The organism is Rubrivivax sp. A210, assembly GCF_904426505.1.
Classification (GTDB): domain Bacteria; phylum Pseudomonadota; class Gammaproteobacteria; order Burkholderiales; family Burkholderiaceae_C; genus Rubrivivax.
This window is the reverse complement of the sequence record NZ_CAJGBN010000072.1, coordinates 101,827-119,904: the sequence shown is the minus strand read 5'-3', so window position 1 is coordinate 119,904 and position 18,078 is coordinate 101,827. Positions and strand designations below refer to the sequence as shown.

Genomic DNA, 18,078 nt, shown 5'->3' with positions numbered 1-18,078 from the left:
CCCGGGCGGCCGCAAGGGCTAGCAGCCGGTAGCGGCCGGCGCCGAACGCGCCGCGTACAGGTTGCGCAGCATCTGGCCGCCGAACTTGGCACGCTGGTGCGACCAGGGCGCGAAGCGCGGCAGTTGATGAAGGTCGGCGCCCTGGCGTGCCGCGCCGGCCATCGTGCTCACCGCGGCGTCGAAGCCCAGGCTGCGGGCGATGGCCACGTCGCGCGGGCTGTAATCCGCACCGGGCTTGCCATTGGGATAGGCGAAGAGCCGCACCGGCTGCGCCAGCATGTCCTCGAGCTGGGCCTTGCTGGCGGCCATCTCGGCCCTTGCCTCTGCGTCGCCGACGCGGGCGAGTATGGGGTGGCTCACCGTGTGAGCGCCGATCTGCATGCCCGCAGCCGCCAGTGCCCGCACCTGGTCCGGGGTCATCATCAGGTCGCGCGGCAGCGCGGCGCCCACGCGCTCGGCGATGGCGTCGACCGCCGACTGCCGCGCGGCCGGCGGCAGGTACTTGATGGCCGGCAGCAGGGCATCGATGGCGCTGCGCCGGGCCGCCGCGCTGCCGGTGTCGTGGTGGCTGGCACCGTGCAGGCCCAGGCCCGCCACATCCAAGCCTGCAGGTCCGCTGCGGCGCACGGCCTCGATGAGGGTGTCGTTCCACATGCGCCCGCCACCCAGGTAGCCGGTGGCGATGAAGAAGGTGGCGCACAGGCCGTGGGCCTGCAGTACCGGCAGGGCCACGTCGTGGTTGTCGGCATAGCCGTCGTCGAAGGTGATGGCCAGGGCCCGCGGCGGCAGCGAGGCCGTGCGCAGGCGCTGGACGGCCTCGTCCAGCGGCAGCACGTTGAACCAGGCCGCCAGCCAGGCGCAGACGCCGTCGAAGCGCCCGCGGTCCAGTTCCTCGGGGAACAGGGGATCAGGCTCGGGGAGCACGCGGTGGAAGATGGCTATCGTCAGCCGGCCGCTGCGGCCCGCCGGCGACAGCGAACCGACCGCCAGGCGCATGGCCGCATCGAACATGGGGGCATCCAATCGCATCGTCGGCCGCCCGGCTCAGTGGCCGTGCCGGACCTGCGGTCTCGGGGCGGGGGCCGGTGGCCGTCCGGCGGCCACGGGCGCGGCATGGGCCTGCAATGCGGCCATTCGCCGGCTCGCAAGGCGCCGGCCCACCGCCGCCATGACCATCACGTTGTAGGGCAGGTCGTAGTAGGTCAGGCTCAGGAAGGCGCCGGTGACGGCATAGCCGACCATGCTCACCTGCACCATCGCCCCCAGGTCGGCCGCCCACTTGATCTGCGGATGGCGCCGCCCGTCCTTGATCAAACCCTGGGCCGTCCACCAGGTCGACACGCCTATGGCCAGCCACAGGAAGAAGCCGATGAAGCCATGCTCGCCCAGGATCTGGAAGTAGATGCTGTGCGCGGCGTGTACGTCGTCCGGAACCGGGGCGTAGCGGGCGAAGACCTCGGCGTTGTAGATCATGAAGCCGCCGCCGAAGATGTTCTGCTTGGCCAGGTTGAAGGCCATCCACCAGGCATTGATGCGCCCCATCGCCGAACCATCCGCCTCGTAGGTCTTGATGGTGTTCATCCGGCTCCACCAGTGCTCGGGCATCAGCGAGAGCGCGGCCATGGCCATGAACACCAACACCACCCCCCACAGGATCTTGTTCTGGCCGCGCTGCCAGAGCACCAGACCCATGGCGGCCACGCCCAGCAGCGCGCCGCGGGAGTGCGTGCCCAACACCGTGGCAACACACAGGCCCATCGCCGCGGCCATCACGAGCTTGGCGCGGGAATCGGTCATCTGAAGGTGCAGGTAGCGCATCAGCGGCACGACGGTGATGACCGCCAGGCCCACTTCGTTGTTGCCCTCGATGAAGCCACCGGGGCCCCAGACGCGGTAATTGCCGCCCGACAGGATGGTGAAGACACCGCCCTTGACGCCGTAGAAGGCGATGGCGACGACGTTGATCCAGATGAACACCTTCAGCTTGCGCTCGTCGGTCACGACGGCCAGCGTCACGAAGATGAACAGGAAGGTCTTGACGGTGCGCTCCCAGAGGCGGTAGCTGGCATCGAAGTAGAGGGAGGCCGGCAGCGTGATGCATATCCACACCGCCAGGCCCAGCAGCCACCAGGGGGCGGCGCCGTACATCGGATTGACCTTGTCCTTGGTGACCAGCAGGCCCAACAGGGTGCAGATGGCGATGCCGCTGGCCACCGGCCAATAGGCCGCGGCATGGCCGAATTCCACATGGGGGCTGCCCAGGCTGACCAGGGTCCAGGCCATGACGCCGATCCAGGGCTCACGCAGGGCCCAGAGGCTGACCCCGACCAGCAGCAGCAGGATGAGGGCGTCTTTCATGGGGGGCTGGCGGCGCGGCGGCGCTGACGGGGTTCTTCACGGCCAGCGGGGCCGCGGCGGCGCGTGGACACGCTAGGCCGCCATCGGCGTGCGGGCCTCGCCCACGGCATTGCGCAGGAAGGCGTCGAACATCAGCAGCGTCCACAGGGGCGTGCTGTGGTCGTAGCTGCCCGACTGGTGCTCGGAGACGAGCTGCATGACCGGGGCCCGTTCGAGCCAGCCGCCCTCGAACATCGGGCTGTCGGCCAGCGCGCCGCGCACACGCTCGCGCAGCGGGCCGCGGAACCAGCGCGCCAGCGGCACGGCGAAGCCCATCTTGGGGCGGTAGAGCACGTCGTTCGGCAGCACCGGCTCCATCGCCTTCTTGAGCAGGTACTTGCCCTCGTTGCCGCGCATCTTGAGCGACGAAGGCAGCGTGGCCAGCCATTCGACCAGCGGGTGGTCCATCAAGGGCTCGCGCACCTCGAGCGAATGCGCCATGGAGGCGCGGTCGACCTTGGTGTTGATGTCACCCACCAGGTAGGTCTTGAAGTCGAGGTACTGGATCAGCGCCAGCGGGTCATCGGTGCCGGCACGGGCGGCATGGCGCTCGAACAGCGACAGCGCGTTGTAGCCGCCCAGCGCGCGCTTGAGCGAGGCGCTGTAGAGCGCCTGGCGCGCCGGCCCGCGCAGCAGCGACACCGAATGGAAATAGCCCTCGACCGAATTGCGCGCCATGCCCTCGAAGGTGGTCTTGGCACGCAGCACGCGCGGCGCCCAGTCGGCCTTGGGGTAGAGGCGGCCGAGCAGGCCGAAGACCGGGCGGCGCACGCTCTCGGGCATGGAGGCGCGCATGCGCTCTTCCATCAGGTGCAGGCGGTAGCGGCGGTAGCCGCCCATGGCCTCGTCGCCGCCGTCGCCCGACAGCGCCACCGTCACATGCTTGCGCGCCAGCTGGCAGACGCGGTAGGTGGGAATGGCCGAGCTGTCGGCATAGGGCTCGTCGTAGAGCCTGGCCAGGGTGTCGACGAGGTCGAAGTCGTCGCTGTCCACCGTCTCGACGCGGTGGTTGGTGCGGTAGCGGTCGGCCACCATCTGCGCGAACTGGCTCTCGTTGTACTTGGGGTCCTTGAAGGCGATGGAGCAGGTGTTGACGGGGCCGCTGGAAAGCCCGGCCATCGCCTGCACGACGGCGCTGGAATCGACGCCGCCCGAGAGAAAGGCGCCCAGCGGCACCTCGGCGATCATGCGCAGCTTCACCGACTCGCGCAGGCGCTGCTGCAGCTCGGCGCAGGCGTCCTCCGCACTCATCGGGTTGTCGAGCGTGAAGCGCACGTCCCAGTACTCGCGCGGCTGGCCCACGGGCTGGCCGCGGCGCATGGCCAGGCTGTGGCCGGGCGGCAGCTTGAGCGCCTGGCGGAAGATGCTGCGCGGCTCGGCCACGTAGCCGAGCGCGAAATACTCCTCGATGGCCAGCGGGTCGATGTCGCGCTTGAGGCCCGGATGGGCCATCAGCGACTTCAGCTCGCTGCCGAAGAGCAGCAGGCCGTCGTCGAGCAGCGCGTAGTACATCGGCTTGACGCCCAGGCGGTCGCGCGCCATGAAGAGCGTCTGGCGGTTGCGGTCCCACAGCGCGAAGGCGAACATGCCGCGGAAGCGCTGCACGCAGTCCTCGCCCCACTGCTCCCAGGCATGCACGATGCACTCGGTGTCGCTCTTGGTGTGGAAGACATGGCCGGCGGCCTGCAACTCGGGGATCAGCTCCTGGTAGTTGTAGATCTCGCCGTTGAAGACCACCACCACCGAGCCGTCTTCATTGAACAGCGGCTGTTGCCCGGTGGCGATGTCGATGATGGACAGCCGCCGGTGGCCGAAGCCGACGCCGGGCTCGAGGTGCAGGCTGCCCTCGTCGGGGCCGCGATGCTGCTGCGAATCGTTCATGCGCTGCAGCACGGCGCGGTCAATTTCGCGTGCGCCGCGGGTGTCGAACTGGCCGGTGATGCCGCACATGGGTTTTGTCAATCCTTGTTCGTGCGCCCCAGAAGGCGGCTGTAGATGCCTTCGTACGCGTTCACCATGGCCGTCAGGCTGAAACGGGCCTGCACCTGCTGCCGCCCTTCCAGGCCCCAGGCCCTGGCCAACGCGACGTCTGCGGCCACGGCAAGCATCGCATCGGCCATGGCCTGCACGTCGCCCACCGCAACCATGCGGCCGGTGCTGCCATCGGCCACCAGGTCGGCGTTGCCGCCCACTTTGGTGGCCAGCACGGGCAGGCCGCTGGCCATCGCTTCGAGAATGGTATTCGAGATGCCTTCGCCCAGCGATGGGAGGACGAAACAATCCAGCCCCCGCATGACATCCGGCACGTCGCTGCGTTCGCCGGCGAACCAGGCCAGTTCGGACACGCCGGCGTCACGCAGGATGGCCTCGCATTCGGCGCGCAGCGGGCCCTCGCCGGCCAGCACCAGGCGCAGGCGCTCGCGCAGGCCGGGCGCCTGCTGCAGCGCCCGCACAAAGGCCTGGGCCAGGTGGGTCTGCGCCTTCACCGCCTGCATGCGGCCCACGGTGCCGAAGACGAAAAGGCCGGGCGCCACGAAGGGGCAGCCGGCGGGCACGCCGCGCTGCGGCGCCGGCGCGAAGCGCTCGGTGTCGACGCCGTTGTAGAGCTGCGAGATGCGCGCGCTCGGCACGCCTATCGGGTGCTGCAGGTGCTCAGCGAGGTCGCGCGACAGCGCCACGTAGTGCTGCACAAAGGGGCGGTAGGCGCGCCGCGTCCAGCGGTGGTTGCGGTTGGTGAGGTGGAGGTCGGCCATGTCGCGACCGTGCTCGCCGTGTACGCGCGCCGGCACGCCGGCCAGCCAGGCCGGCAGCTGCGCCTCGAGCGCCGCGATATTGCGCGTGTGGACCACGGCCGGGCGCAGTTCGCGGAAGGCGCGCCACAGCCGCGGCAGCTCGCGCAGGCCCTGGCCCGGCGGCTTGTGCAGCGAGGTGAAGCTCACGTCGTCGCGCACGATGCGGCGCGCGAAGCCGGGGTCGACCTCGGTCAGCGCCAGCACGCCATGGCGCCAGCGCGCCGGCGCCATGCGGTTGATGAGGTTGACGACGCCGTTCTCGAGGCCGCCCACCGCGAAGCGGTAGACGACGTGCAGGACCAGGGGGCGGGTGTCGCCCACGGCAGTGGGCGGCTTCAGAGCCGCCAGACGCGCAGCCCCGCCGCCTGCAGCGCCACCTGGTCGAAGCCGGCCTTCACATCGATGAAGGCGCCGCCCTTGACGAGCTTGCGACTGAACTCGTCGACCGACAGCGCGGCGAACTCGCGGTGCGCCACCGCGGCGACGATGGCGTCGGCGCGTGGCAGCTCTTCCCAGGGCAGCAGGCGCACGCCGTACTCGTGCATGGCCTCGTCGGCCTCGGCCTGGGGGTCGGTGACGAAGACCTCCACGCCATAGCTGCGCAGCTCGTTGATGATGTCGATGACCTTGCTGTTGCGCAGGTCGCCGCAGTTCTCTTTGAAGGTCAGGCCCAGCACGTTGACGCGCGCACCCTTGATGTAGCTGCCGCTGGCGATCATCTGCTTGATGGTCTGTTCGGCGATGAATTTGGCCATGCCGTCGTTGATGCGGCGGCCGGCCAGGATGACCTGCGGGTGGTAGCCCAGCATCTCGGCCTTGTGCGTCAGGTAGTAGGGGTCGACGCCGATGCAGTGGCCGCCCACCAGGCCCGGCTTGAACTTGAGGAAGTTCCACTTCGTGCCGGCGGCTTCCAGCACCTCGGTGGTGTCGATGCCGAGCTTGTCGAAGATGATGGCCAGCTCGTTCATCAGCGCGATGTTGAGGTCGCGCTGGGTGTTCTCGATCACCTTGGCCGCCTCGGCCGCCTTGATGCTGCTGGCGCGGTGGACGCCGGGGACGATGATCTTCTCGTACAGGCGCGCCACGCGCTCCAGCGTCTCGGGGCTGTCGCCGCTGACGATCTTGAGGATCTTGGTCAGCGTGTGTTCCTTGTCGCCCGGGTTGATGCGCTCGGGGCTGTAGCCGACGAAGAAATCCTGCTTCCACTTCAGGCCCGATTCACGCTCGAGCACGGGTATGCACACCTCTTCGGTGGCGCCGGGGTAGACGGTGGATTCGTAGATCACCGTGACGCCCTTCTTCATGTGGCGGCCGGCACTGGTGGACGAGCCGATGAGCGGGCGGAAATCGGGGATGTGGGCCTCGTCCACCGGCGTCGGCACGGCCACGATGATCATGTCGGCCTCGGCCAGCAGGGCCGGGTCGCTGGTGTAGACGGCATGCTTGGCCGCGGCCATCTGGGCGTCGTCCAGCTCGCGCGAAGGGTCGGTGCCGCGCAGGCAGGCGTCGACCTTGTGCTGGGCGATGTCGAAGCCGATGGTGCGGATCTGCTTGCCGAATTCGACGACGAGGGGCAGGCCGACATAGCCCAGGCCGATGACTGCGATGGTGTCCATGGTGGTGTCCTTGGATGCGGAGGTTGAAAGCTGGGGATGTCCGCGCTCAGCGCCGCGCCTGGGTGGCGGCCAGGCTGGCCTCGAGGGCCGGCAGGTGGCGCGCGACGAAGGCGTCGAGGCGGGCCGCAGTGTCGTCTTCGGCGGCACCGGAAAGGAAGAAGCTGATGGCGGCGGCATCGTCGCCGCGGCCGGCCAGGCGGTTGGCCACCGAATGCGCCACCGCGAGGTGATCGCTGGTGGTCAGACGCCCGCCCACCCAGTAGAGCTGGCGCACCTCAAGGCGGTGTGAGCGGTCGGCGCCGGAAGCGGCGGTAGGCAGCACCTCGGCCGTGCGCAACGCGATCGGGCGCCCGCCCACCGCCACCGTGGTGGCGCCGCTGGCGCTGCGGTTCCACTCGCGGTCTTCGCTCGTGACCAGGGTGTTGTCCGAGCTGACGAGCTTGTGGCCGAAGCGCTGGTGGCGGTAATAGGCAACGTGGACGAAGACCGCCTTGTCGCCGTCGGCATAGGCACGGCTGACGATTGCCGATGCGCCTTCGAACACCGGCTTCAACGGCAGCGGGGCCTGGCTCGCGCCCTGGCCTGCCAGGTCGGGCAGCGCAATCGCTGGCGCCGGTTCATTGCCGACGTGGGCAAACTGCCAGGCCGCGGCCTGGGGCGCGGCAGCCAGCACGAGGGCGGCCAGCGCCAGCCACCAGGCGTTGGCGCCGCCGGCGGTGGCGGCAGGCACGGCCCCGGTGGCTGGGGCATCCAGGTCCTCGTCGGGCTCGGCCCAGCGCGAACCGACGTAGAACATCAGCCCGACGACGATGCCGAAGAAGACCCAGCCGTAGACCAGGTGATCGACCCCCACCGCGAGTGTGTTGCCGGACACATGGCCCAGCATCACGATCATGTAGGCGCGCAGCCAGTTGGCGACGATGGGCACCGCCAGCGACACCGCCCAGAAGGCGGCGCGGGCGCGCAGCGAGCGGTAGTTGAGGTACGCGAACAGCGTGCCCACCATGAAGCTGGCGATGAGGTAGCGCACGCCGCTGCAGGCCTCGACCACCGACCACGCGCCCGAAGGAATGATGAACTGCAGGCCCTCGCGGTAGACCGGGATGCCCGACAGGCTGATCGCGGCAACGGTGAAGTCGGCGGTGGACTCCATCAGCCGCGGCATCAGGAACTCGCCGAAGGGCACCATGAAGAAGAGAAAGCCGAGCGGAAAGGCAATCTCGCGCGCCACGGCCCGGCCCAGCAGCAGCGGCACGGACAGCACCAGCAAGGCAGTGGCGGCGGCCTGGGTGAGGGCATTGACGCCGGCCAGGTCGCCAACCAGCCAGGCCAGCGCCACCGGCGCCATCGCCAGCAGCCAGGCCGGCTCTGCGCGCGGCGCCATGGCCGCCAGGCGGTGGCGGCGGCGCCACACCAGCCACAGCGAGATCGGCGCCACCAGGTAGGCGTGGGCAAAGGTGCCCGAGCGCGCCCAGATGGCCTCCATCGCGGCCAGGGTCGGCAGGTACAAGGCCAGCAGGGCCAGCAGCAGCAGGGCCAGCGCCGGCAGCGCGCGCCGCCAGGGCGAGCCCAGGGCCGTGAAGGAAGGCAGGACCGCGTTCATGCCGCCACCGCCGCGCCCAGGGCAGCAAGCTGGCGTTCGACCACCGCCATGTGGGTGCTCCAGTCATAGGTTTGCAGCACGCGCCGGCGGCCGGCCGCACCGATGGCGGCAGCGCGCTCGGGCGCGGCCAGCAGTTGTTCGAGGATGCGCACGTAGTCGTCGGCCGCTTCGGCGGCCAGCACCTCGGCGCCCTCCTCGGCCTGCAGCGCCTGCACGCAGGCGGTGGCGGCCACCACCGGGCGCGCCATCGCCATCGCCTCGAGGATCTTGTTCTGGATGCCGCGCGCCAGCCGCAGCGGCGCCACCACCACCGCCGCATGCTGCAGGTAGGGCCGCACATCGGGCACGGTGCCGGTGACGACGACGCCCGGCCCGGCCAGCGCGCGCACGGCCGGCGCCGGGCTGCGGCCGACGATGTGCAGGCGCAGGCCCGGCCGCGCCTGGCGCAGCCGTGGCAGCACGTCCTGCGCGAACCAGTTCACGGCGTCGACATTGGGCCAGTAATCCATCGCGCCGGTGAAGACCAGCGGCGCCTCGTCCTTCTCGAAGGGCGAGGCGCGCTCGGGCGCGGGCGAGAAGTAGCGCGCGTCGACGCCGTTGTTCATGGCCTGTACGCCGCGGCCCGCGGCGGGGGCGAGGCGACGAAAGAGATCGACCTCCTTCTCGGTGGCGAAGTACGAGGCCTGTGCCTGGCGCGCCACTTCGCTTTCGCATTCGAGCAGGCGACGGCCCTCTCGGCGGTAGAGCCACGACATCGGCCAGCGGTGATTGGGCGCGTAGTCGGTCCACTTGGCCGAATCGACATCGACGAAGTCGACCAGCATGGGGATCTGCGGATGGCGCTGCGCGTACTGCGCCATCGACGACGAGAACACCACCGTGGCGGCGATGGGCTCGCGCGCCACCGTCTCGTCGACCCAGCGCGCCAGCGCGGCGCTGCGGTAGTAGTGCAGCGTCAGCGCGTCGCCACGGGCCAGGCCCGCCAGGCTGGCCAGGCGCGCTCGCAGCGGGTGCAGGCGCTCGGCGTGCAGGCTGGCGCACAGGCCTTGCAGATGCGGCAGGTGGGCCTCGTCGGCCGGGTCGTCGACGAAGGTGCCCAGGTGGACACGGTGACGGGCCAGCAGGTGCTGCAGCAGATGGAAGCTGCGCACCTTGTCGCCCTTGTTGGGCGGATAGGGCAGGCGGTGTACCAGGTAGAGCAGATCGGCCATTTCGGCCCTACCCCAGGCTTCGCACGATGTAAGGGCCCAGCCAGTTGACGACGCCCAGCGGCAGCTTCTTCCAGGTGGCGATGAGCATCCGGTACTTGGCGTTGGACGGGTTGTTCTGGGGCACGGTGTCGCGCTTGTAAAGGCGGTACTCGTAGTGCAGCGGCTGCGGCTCGAAGCCCCAGTTCTTCTTGAAGGCGTAAGGCCCGGTGCCCTGCTTGCTGCGGCCGTAGTCGAAGACCTTGAGGCCGCGGGCGCAGGCGCGCCGCATCAGCTCCCAGTACTTGAAATCGTTGGCCGCCAGGTCGCGCGCCGCCTCGTCATCACCGGCGTAGTAGGGCAGCACCTCGTCGCGGAAGTAGAAGCTGAACACCGACGACAGCGGCCGGCCGTCGGGGCCGCTGACGGTGAGCACCTCGCAGTCGGCGCCGAACTCGCGCACCAGTTCCTCGAAGTAGCGCTTGGGCATGGCCGGCGTGCCATGGCGGTGTACGTTGCTGGCGAAAAGGGCGAAGAAACGATCAACCGTGGGGTCGATCTCGGCGACGAGCCCGTTCTTGATGCCCTTGCGCACCATCGCGCGCTGCTTGCGCGGAATGGCCAGCATATTGGCCTCTTCCTCGGGCAGGATGGCCTTGCGGAAGGTGACGTAGAGATCCTGCTGCGGCCAGTCGGGGTGGTGCTGGCGATCAAGATGCCGCAGCTCCAGGTGGGGCACATCGAGCTGGCGCGCCAGGCGGTCGGCCTCGGCCTCCAGCGCGGCGGCACTGGCCTCGTCGTCGGCGGCCACGCCGCCATAGGCGGCAAAGGGCAGGCTGGTGAGCGAGCTGCCGAACAGCCAGCTCTTCACATGGGCCAGCGGCAGCACGCCGGTGATGCGGCTCGCCGAGCCCTCACCCGTGCGCGCGAGCAGGAAGTAGGGCTCGTGGCCGTAGACCTCGCGCAGGATGCGCTGCCAGCCGGCGCGGTGGAAAAAGGTGGCCTGGGGACAGGCCATCACGTAGGCATCCCACGAGGCCAGCTCGCGGGCGTCCTGGGTATTCAGACGCGAGACGGTGGGCACGGCGTTCAGCCCCCAGCGCCGTTGCGCAGGCGGGGCAGGAAGATCTGATCCATGCGTCCCCATCGGAAGTCGGCCAGCAGATGCTGCAGGCGGGCCTCCGTGCGATCGATGTTGACGTAGTGGCGAAAGCGCGTCTTGGCGTTGATGCCGGCCACGCGCGGCTGGCCGGGGTCGATTTCCCAGGGGTGGAAGTAGAAGACGGCCGCCTCGCGGTCTTCGCGGTTCACCCGCCGCAGCATCCAGCGCGACAGTGCATAGGGCAGCAGCCTGAAATAGCCGCCACCGCTGGAGGGCAGGTTGCGGCTCGCCAGCCGCAGCGTGGTGACGGGAATCTCGAGCAGGCCATTGGCCAGGCGGTAGGCGAAGCGGGGCGAGTCGGGCATGCCGTAGTGGTCGTGGCGTATCGGGTAGATGCTGGAGCTGTAGCCGTGGCCGGTGCGCGCCAGCACATCGAAGGCCCAGAGGTTGGACGAGCCGATGGAGAAGCTGGGCGCGCGATAGCCCTGGACCGCCGTGCCGCCCAGGTCTTCGAGCAGCTTCTTGGCGCGCGTCACGTCGGCGGTGAAGGCCTCGGGGCTGAGATCGCTGGCGCGCTCGTGGCCGTAGCCGTGGCTGGCCAGCTCATGGCCCTCGGCGACGATGCGGCGCACGATCTGCGGGTAGCGCTCGGCCACCCAGCCCAGCGTGAAGAAGGTGGCCTGGGTCTGGCGCTCGGCCAGCAGGTCGAGGATGCGGTTGACGTTGCGTTCGACGCGGCATTCGCGCGTCTCCCATTCGTCGCGCCGGATATAGGGCGCGAAGGCCGAGACCTGGAAATAATCCTCCACGTCGATGGTGAGTGCATTGGTGATCGCGGGAGCGAGCATCGGTAGGGCAGGAATCCAGGTTCAGGGAGCGCCAGCGCGCAGCCATTGGTAGAGATCGGCGGCAATGCGTTCGGCGGCATGGCCGTCCCACAGCTCGGGCACCCGCCCGCGCTTGCCGCGGCCGGCCAGGATCTCGGCGGCCGCCTCGCGGATCGCCTGCACATCGCGGCCGACCATGGTGTTTGTACCCTGCTCGACCGTGATCGGGCGCTCGGTGTTGTCGCGCAGCGTGAGGCAAGGCACACCGAGGGCGGTTGTCTCTTCCTGCAGGCCGCCGGAATCGGTGAGCACCATGGTGGCGCCGGCCATCAGGCCCAGCATTTCGAGATAGCCCTGGGGCGGCAGAAGCAGCATGCGCTGCGGGTCTATCAGCGCGCCGAGGCCGAAGCGCTCGATGTTGGCGCGCGTGCGCGGATGCAGCGCAAAGACCAGGGGCAGGCGCCGCGCCACCTCGCCCAGCACGCCGAGCAGACGGCCCAGGGTCTGGGCGTCGTCGACATTGGACGGCCGGTGCAGCGTGACCACGCCCCAGCCTTGCTGCAGCAGCGCCGGGTCATGGCCGCCATCGCGCAGGGTGTCGGCCACCGGCCGCGCCTGGGCGCGGTTGGACAGCAGCGAATCGATCATCACATTGCCGGCGAAGCACACGCGCGACTCGGCAATGCCTTCGCGCACCAGGTTGTCGGTGGCGCTGCGCTCGGTGGTGTAGAGGCGATCGGCCACCTGGTCGGTGAGCACGCGGTTGATTTCCTCCGGCATCTTGCGGTCGTAGCTGCGCAGGCCGGCCTCGACGTGTACCACCGGCACGTTCTTCTTCACCGCCACCAGCGTACAGGCCAAGGTCGAATTGACATCGCCCACCACCAGCACGCAGCCGGGCTTGTGCTCGTCCAGCGCCGGCTCGAAGCGCTTCATCACCTCGGCCGTCTGCACTGCATGGCTGGCCGAGCCGACCTCGAGATTGATGTCGGGCCGCGGCAGGCGCAGGTCGGCAAAGAGCTGGTCGCTCATGGCGGCGTCGTAGTGCTGCCCGGTGTGCAGCAGCAGCGCCGGCAGCGGCGGCCGGTGGGCCGCCAGCGCGCGCAGGATGGGCGCCATCTTCATGAAATTAGGTCGCGCGCCCACGACGCACATCACCGGGCCGGCACTCAACTCGCGGGTCGTCATTTGGGCTTGTCTTCGTTCTTTCGCACCGCGCTCACCAGCTTCTGCAGCATCGACAGCGTCTGCACATTGATGCGCTCCAGGCGCATCAGGCTGCGCTCGAGCCGCTGCAGCTGGTCGGTGCGCTGGTCGGCAGTGAGGCTGGTGATCTGCTTGCTGATGCCATCGGCTGTTTCGGCGTCGAGCTTGAGCTTGCCGAGGTCGACATCGAGCACGGCGCCGGCCATGCCGCCGGGCATCATGGGCTCGCCGCCCACCATGGCCGGCTGCAGCGGCGCCGGTCGTGAAGGCACCTCGTTCTCGGCCTGGAACTCGCGCACCACCTCGTTGGCATCGGCCACCGTGAGCAGCACCCGGCCGGCCAGGAACCCGGCCAGCAGCAGGCGGTCGCAGACGGCATTGATGCGGCGCGGGATGCCGCCGCTGGCCTTGAAGATGACCTCGAACACGCCGGCCTCGAAGGCCGGCTTGCCCTGGGCGCCGGCGCACTTGAGGCGGTGCTCCATGTAGCCGCGCGTCTCGTCCAGGTCGAGCGGCCCGATGTGGCAGGTGGCCGCCACGCGCTGGCGGAACTGCTCCATCTCGGGGCGCTGGAGGATCTCGCGGAACTCCGGCTGGCCGACCAGGAAGCTCTGCAGCAGGGCCTGGTTGCCGAACTGGAAGTTGCTGAGCATGCGCAGCTCTTCCACCGCTCGCGGTGTCAGGTTCTGCGCTTCGTCGACGATGAGCAGGCAGCGCTTGCCCTTGCTGGTCTGGCTGATGAGGAAGGCCTCGAGCGTGATCAGCAGCTCCGACTTGGGCACGTCCTTGACGCGAAAGCCGAAGGCGGCGCCCACCATGCGCAGCGTGTCCTCGGCGCCGAGTTGCGTGGTCACCAGGTGGCCGGTGATGACGTTGCTGCCGTTCAGGCCCTCGATCAGCGAGCGCAGCACCATGGTCTTGCCGGCGCCGATCTCGCCGGTGATGACGATGAAGCCCTCGTTGCGCGAAACGCCGTATTCGAGATAGGCCTTGGCGCGGCGATGCTGCTTGCTGGCGAAGTAGAACGCCGGGTCCGGGTTGAGCTGGAAGGGCTTGGCGGTCAGCCCGTAGAAGGATTCGTACATGTCAGTACCCCCCGCGCGACCGAAGGCGCGTTGCCAGACGCCCCGAAGGGGCCGGGGAAGGATGAAGGCGGCTGCTGTCCATGCGTCAGAACCGCAGGTTGAGCGTGCCGGTCACGCTGGTTTCGCGATACGGATCGGTCGCGCTGTTGAAGACCGCATAGCGCGCCAGCAGCGAGGCGCCGACAGTCCGCCAGGGTTGGGCCGTGAGGCCCAGGCTGACCGACTTGAGCACATTGCCCGCCAGCACATCGGTGGCCGCCGTGCTCTGGCGCGAGCCTATGAAGTTGACCGAGGTGGTGGGCGTGAGGCGGTACGACAGCGTGCCGGTGTAGCCGAACAGGCGCGTGCTGCCCGTGTCCGGATTGCCGCCCAGCGTATCGAGCACGCGCGTGCGCGACGCGAAACCCTGGACATTGAAGCTCGCCCGCAGGCCGGTCCAGGTGAAGGACAGATCCTGCCGCCGCTGCAGGCTGACCGCCGAGTTGAGCAGGCCGCCCTGCACGATCTCGTTGCGGTCGCGGCTCAGCAGGCGCAGGGCGTCGAGCACCGCCTGGTCGCGCAGCACGGGGTCGGGCTGGGTCGGCCCGAACTGCGCATACAGCTGCTGGTAGAGCGTGACGGGCTGGCCGACGCCGCGCGGACCGCTGCCGCCAGTGCTGTCGCGCGTGTCGCTGTAGGCGAAGGACGAGCGCGCCATGCGGTGCTCGAAGGCGTAGACGTGCGAGCGGCCGAAATAGCGCCGGTCCGACTGCAGGCGCAGGCTGGTGCGCTCGGTCGGCGTCCAGCGTGCGCCCAGGCCCCAGTTGCCGTAGCGCTGGCTGTCCTGGGCCAGCACATCGGTAGCTTCCTGGCCGCCGCTGAGATTGAGCTGCAGGTCGGGGTCGGGCCGGTAGTTCAGCGTCAGGTTGGCGCGCTCGTTGGCGGTGGCGCGGCCGGTCTTGTAGTCGACGTTCTGCTGCGTCAGCGCCAGCGCCCAGCCCAGGCGGCCCTGGGTGGCCGAGGCGAGCGACACCGAACCGCCCAGCGTGGTGGCATCGTTTTCCGACGAACCCTTGGTCTCGTTGACGCTGGCGTCCAGGCGCACTTCGTAGTTGACCGACGGACCCAGCATGCCGCGTACATACGGCGAGAGGCTGGCCGTGCCGACCTCGGCGCGGTTGGCATTGGCACGCGCGCTGTCGGCCAGGGTCTGCTGGCCGTGGGCCGAGATCGATTGCTGCGAGATGGTGGAGCGCGCATCGATGAAGAGCCAGCGCTCGATGGCCTCGGCGGTGAAGGTGGCGGCCAGGCTGTTCTGGATTTCACGCGCCTCGTCGCTGCCCGAGCGGAACAGCGCGTTGAGGGTGTAGTTCAGCGAGCCCTGGACACGGCCGCTGCGGCTGTTGAGCGTGAAGCCCGGGCTCAGCCGGGTGGTGAGCTCGGTGCCGTTCTGGCGCGGGCTGTTGCGCGTCTCGGTGAAGATGCCCGAGGCCGCGAACTGCGGCGTGAGCGCAAGGGTGCGCGCGGCCTCCTGGGCCCGGGCCGACGCGCCGGCCAGGCAGGCCAGCGCCGCGCCGAGGGCAAGGGCGCGGACACGAACGTTGCGGGACGGGGGCATGGCGCGCACGGGCGGCTAGGGGCGCGTAGGCTCGGCGCCCGGCGCGGGCGCGTCCTGGCCTTCGCCATAGCCATAACCGTAGCCATAGCCATAACCGTAGCCATGGCCGCCATAGGCGCCCTGGGCACCGCTGCGCGCCTTGTTGAGCACCATCAGCTTGAGCGGGCAGCTCTCGATGGTGGCCAGCGCCTGCTGCACGGTGGCCTGCAGCGTGCTGCCGGCGTGTACCACGACGACGATCTGGCCCATGTGGCCGGCCAGCACGCGCGACTCGGTGGTCAGCAGCAGCGGCGGCGAATCGAAGAGGATGATGCGGTCAGGGTAGCGCGTGGCCATGTCATCGAGCAGGGCCTGCATCGAGGCACTGGCCAGCAGCTCGGTCGCCTTGGGGTGGGGCGAACCGCTGGGCAGGATGGTGAGCTTGTCGATGTTGGTGCGCAGCAGCACGTCGGCCATCTCGGCCTTGCCCTCGAGCAGGTCGAGCAGGCCCGGCGCCGGTGGCAGGCCCAGCACGCGCAGCACCGAAGGCCGCGCCACGTCGGCGTCGACCAGCATCACGGTGTGGTCGAGCTCGGCGGCGATGCTCATCGCCAGGTTGATCGAGGTGAAGCTCTTGCCCTCGCCGGCCACCGCGCTGGTGACCATGATCAGGTTGCCGTGGGTCACGGCCGCCGCGCCCTTGGCGATGGCGTTGGCGATCAGCGGCCTCTTGAGCACGCGGTACTGGTCGGCCAGGTGCGAGCGCGGCGAGGCCGGCGTCACGATGCCGGCCTTGTTCAGCGTCTCGAGGTCGATCTCGACACGCTTGGACGAGGCCGCCATGGCATCCAGCGGCAGATCCACCTCGAACGCGGCCTCGGCGGCCACGACCGCGGCCTGCTGCTGCGGCGGCGGAGGCGGTGCGGCATGGACATGGGGCGCGGCGGGTGCGGGCGGAGCCGGCGGCTGGCCGAAGGGCTGCGGTTCGTCGAACTCGGGCAGCACCACACCGGCCTGGCGCAGCTGCTCGAGCCGCTGCGCCGCCTGTTCGATCAAGCTGGTCATCGCTTCATACCACCGCGTAGCGCCCCATCAGGGACATGAGGATCAGGCCGGCCGCGAAAAGCCCGATCAGGCTGCCGGAGGCAGAGACGAAACGGATCAGGCGCATGCGCTCGAGGCGGCGGTCGGCGTCGCTCATCACCAGCGTCACCACGCCCAGCAGCGGCAGGCCGGTCTTGGTGCGCAACTCGTTGGCGTCGCTGAAGGTCGGCCGCAGCTGGCTGCCGGCAAAGGCCGCGGCGGCGCCGACGCCGAGCGCGGCGAGCAGGACCACGGGCACCAGCAGCAGCCGGTTGGGCGACACCGGCCGCGGCGAGACACGCGGCGGATCGATGAGGCGGAACTCGGCCATGCCGGAGGCCACATCGAGCTCGCCCGACATCACCGCCGACTGGCGCCGCGCCACCAGGTCTTCGTAGTTCTTCTTGGTGATGGCGTAGTCGCGGTTGAGCTGGGCCGCCTCGGCCTCGATCTGCGGTGCGTTCTTGAGCGAGGCGCGCGCCTGCGTCAGGCGGCCCGAGTACTCGGACACGCGCGCCCTGAGCGCGGCCACCGTCACCTCGGAGCTGGCCAGCATGCGGTTGAGTTCCTGCGCCGCCAGGCTGCCGCCGCCAGTGGCGCCGCCCCCGGCCGGACTGACACTGGCGGTGGCCATCGCGGCCTTGCGCAGCTCGATCATCTCCTTGCGCTTCTGCTCCTCGAGATCCTTGAGCAGCTTGCGGCCCGATTGGACGTCGGGGTGCTGCTCGGTGTAGCGCTGCAGCAGGGCGTCGAGATTGCGCTTGAGGGCGTCGATGCGGCCGTCGATTTCGGGCGTGGAAACCGAGATCGCCGATTCCTGCAGCAGGCTCTGGGTGGCGGTGCTCCCCGCCTGCGAGCGCTCGGCCTGCAACTGCTGTTTGGCGGCGTCACGCGAGTTCTCGGCCTCGCGCAACTGCAGCCGCGCGGCCTCGAGCTGGCCGTTGATCTCGGCCAGGCGCGAGGCGGCGTCCTTGCCGTCGGCGCTTTGCATCTCGGCATTGCGCAGGCGGAACTCCTTGAGCCGGCCTTCGGCCTCCTGCAGCTTGGTCTCGAAGCTCTTGATCTGCTCGCCCAGGAAAGTCTTGGCCGAATCGGTGTCCTTGCGGCTGGCGCCCAGGCCCGACTCGACGAAGATCGACACCAGCGACTGGATCACGCGCTTGGCCTTCTCCTGGTCGGCGTCGCGGTAGGCCAGCGAGTACAGGTTGATGCCGCCGGTGGTGCGGATCTCGATCGCCTTGATCAGCTTGTCGACCAGGATGTCCTGTTCGCCGCGGCCCTCGCTCTTGAGGTCGAGGTCGGCCATGCGGATCAGCTTCTCGATGTTGGGCCGGCTGATCAGCGTGCGGCTGAGCATGCCGATCTGCTGCTCGACATTGGGCTGCACCGCCAGGCCCGACATCAGCGGCTTGAGGATGGAGTCGGTGTCGACGAAGATGCGCGCCGAGGCCTCGTACTGATCGGGTATGCGGAAGACGACGATCACGCCGATCAGTGCCACCACCCAGGCGGTGACGAGCCCGTGCCAGCGGAACTTCCACATGCCGCTGACGACGGCCAGTATCTGCTTGACGATCTCTTCCATGGGCAGGGTAATCGGTTTC

General features: G+C 69.3%; 14 protein-coding genes. All 14 read right to left on the bottom strand.

Annotated features, from left to right (window positions below; translation table 11 throughout):
* Positions 1-18: 18 nt before the first annotated feature.
* Positions 19-1,011, bottom strand: coding sequence for a polysaccharide deacetylase family protein (locus JMV16_RS23690; RefSeq protein WP_201496799.1), 993 nt, complete (start codon positions 1,009-1,011; stop codon positions 19-21).
* A gap of 33 nt (positions 1,012-1,044) precedes the next feature.
* Positions 1,045-2,358 carry a putative O-glycosylation ligase, exosortase A system-associated gene (locus tag JMV16_RS23685; protein ID WP_201496798.1) on the bottom strand — a complete coding sequence of 438 codons (1,314 nt, stop codon included), beginning with the start codon at positions 2,356-2,358 and terminating at the stop codon, positions 1,045-1,047.
* 72 nt (positions 2,359-2,430) lie between these two features.
* Complete coding sequence (locus JMV16_RS23680) at positions 2,431-4,347, bottom strand: XrtA/PEP-CTERM system amidotransferase (RefSeq protein ID WP_201496797.1); 1,917 nt, start codon at positions 4,345-4,347, stop codon at positions 2,431-2,433.
* Between the two features lie 8 nt (positions 4,348-4,355).
* Entirely contained in the window at positions 4,356-5,510 is a 1,155-nt protein-coding gene (locus JMV16_RS23675) for a TIGR03088 family PEP-CTERM/XrtA system glycosyltransferase (protein ID WP_201496796.1), read from the bottom strand.
* 14 nt (positions 5,511-5,524) lie between these two features.
* Complete coding sequence (locus JMV16_RS23670) at positions 5,525-6,805, bottom strand: nucleotide sugar dehydrogenase (RefSeq protein ID WP_201496795.1); 1,281 nt, start codon at positions 6,803-6,805, stop codon at positions 5,525-5,527.
* 46 nt (positions 6,806-6,851) lie between these two features.
* Positions 6,852-8,408 carry an exosortase A gene (gene xrtA, locus JMV16_RS23665; protein ID WP_201496794.1) on the bottom strand — a complete coding sequence of 519 codons (1,557 nt, stop codon included), beginning with the start codon at positions 8,406-8,408 and terminating at the stop codon, positions 6,852-6,854.
* On the bottom strand, positions 8,405-9,619 hold the full coding sequence (locus JMV16_RS23660) for a TIGR03087 family PEP-CTERM/XrtA system glycosyltransferase (protein ID WP_201496793.1): 1,215 nt from the start codon (positions 9,617-9,619) through the stop codon (positions 8,405-8,407). Before JMV16_RS23660 ends, xrtA begins: the two co-directional genes overlap by 4 nt.
* 7 nt (positions 9,620-9,626) lie before the next feature.
* A complete protein-coding gene (locus JMV16_RS23655; RefSeq protein ID WP_255511433.1) occupies positions 9,627-10,679 on the bottom strand; it encodes a FemAB family XrtA/PEP-CTERM system-associated protein in 1,053 nt (350 codons plus the stop codon).
* 5 nt (positions 10,680-10,684) lie between these two features.
* Positions 10,685-11,545 carry an XrtA system polysaccharide deacetylase gene (locus JMV16_RS23650; protein ID WP_201496791.1) on the bottom strand — a complete coding sequence of 287 codons (861 nt, stop codon included), beginning with the start codon at positions 11,543-11,545 and terminating at the stop codon, positions 10,685-10,687.
* Between the two features lie 21 nt (positions 11,546-11,566).
* Positions 11,567-12,712 carry a non-hydrolyzing UDP-N-acetylglucosamine 2-epimerase gene (wecB, locus tag JMV16_RS23645; RefSeq protein ID WP_201496790.1) on the bottom strand — a complete coding sequence of 382 codons (1,146 nt, stop codon included), beginning with the start codon at positions 12,710-12,712 and terminating at the stop codon, positions 11,567-11,569.
* Positions 12,709-13,815 (bottom strand): XrtA/PEP-CTERM system-associated ATPase, encoded by a 1,107-nt coding sequence (locus tag JMV16_RS23640; protein WP_201496789.1) that lies wholly within the window; start codon positions 13,813-13,815, stop codon positions 12,709-12,711. Before JMV16_RS23640 ends, wecB begins: the two co-directional genes overlap by 4 nt.
* An 85-nt stretch (positions 13,816-13,900) precedes the next feature.
* Positions 13,901-15,412: a TIGR03016 family PEP-CTERM system-associated outer membrane protein gene (locus JMV16_RS23635; protein ID WP_201496788.1), complete on the bottom strand. Its 1,512-nt coding sequence runs from the start codon at positions 15,410-15,412 to the stop codon at positions 13,901-13,903.
* A gap of 15 nt (positions 15,413-15,427) precedes the next feature.
* Positions 15,428-16,456, bottom strand: coding sequence for an XrtA-associated tyrosine autokinase (locus tag JMV16_RS23630; protein ID WP_201496787.1), 1,029 nt, complete (start codon positions 16,454-16,456; stop codon positions 15,428-15,430).
* A gap of 4 nt (positions 16,457-16,460) precedes the next feature.
* Positions 16,461-18,059, bottom strand: coding sequence for an XrtA system polysaccharide chain length determinant (locus JMV16_RS23625; RefSeq protein ID WP_201496786.1), 1,599 nt, complete (start codon positions 18,057-18,059; stop codon positions 16,461-16,463).
* Positions 18,060-18,078 lie beyond the last annotated feature (19 nt).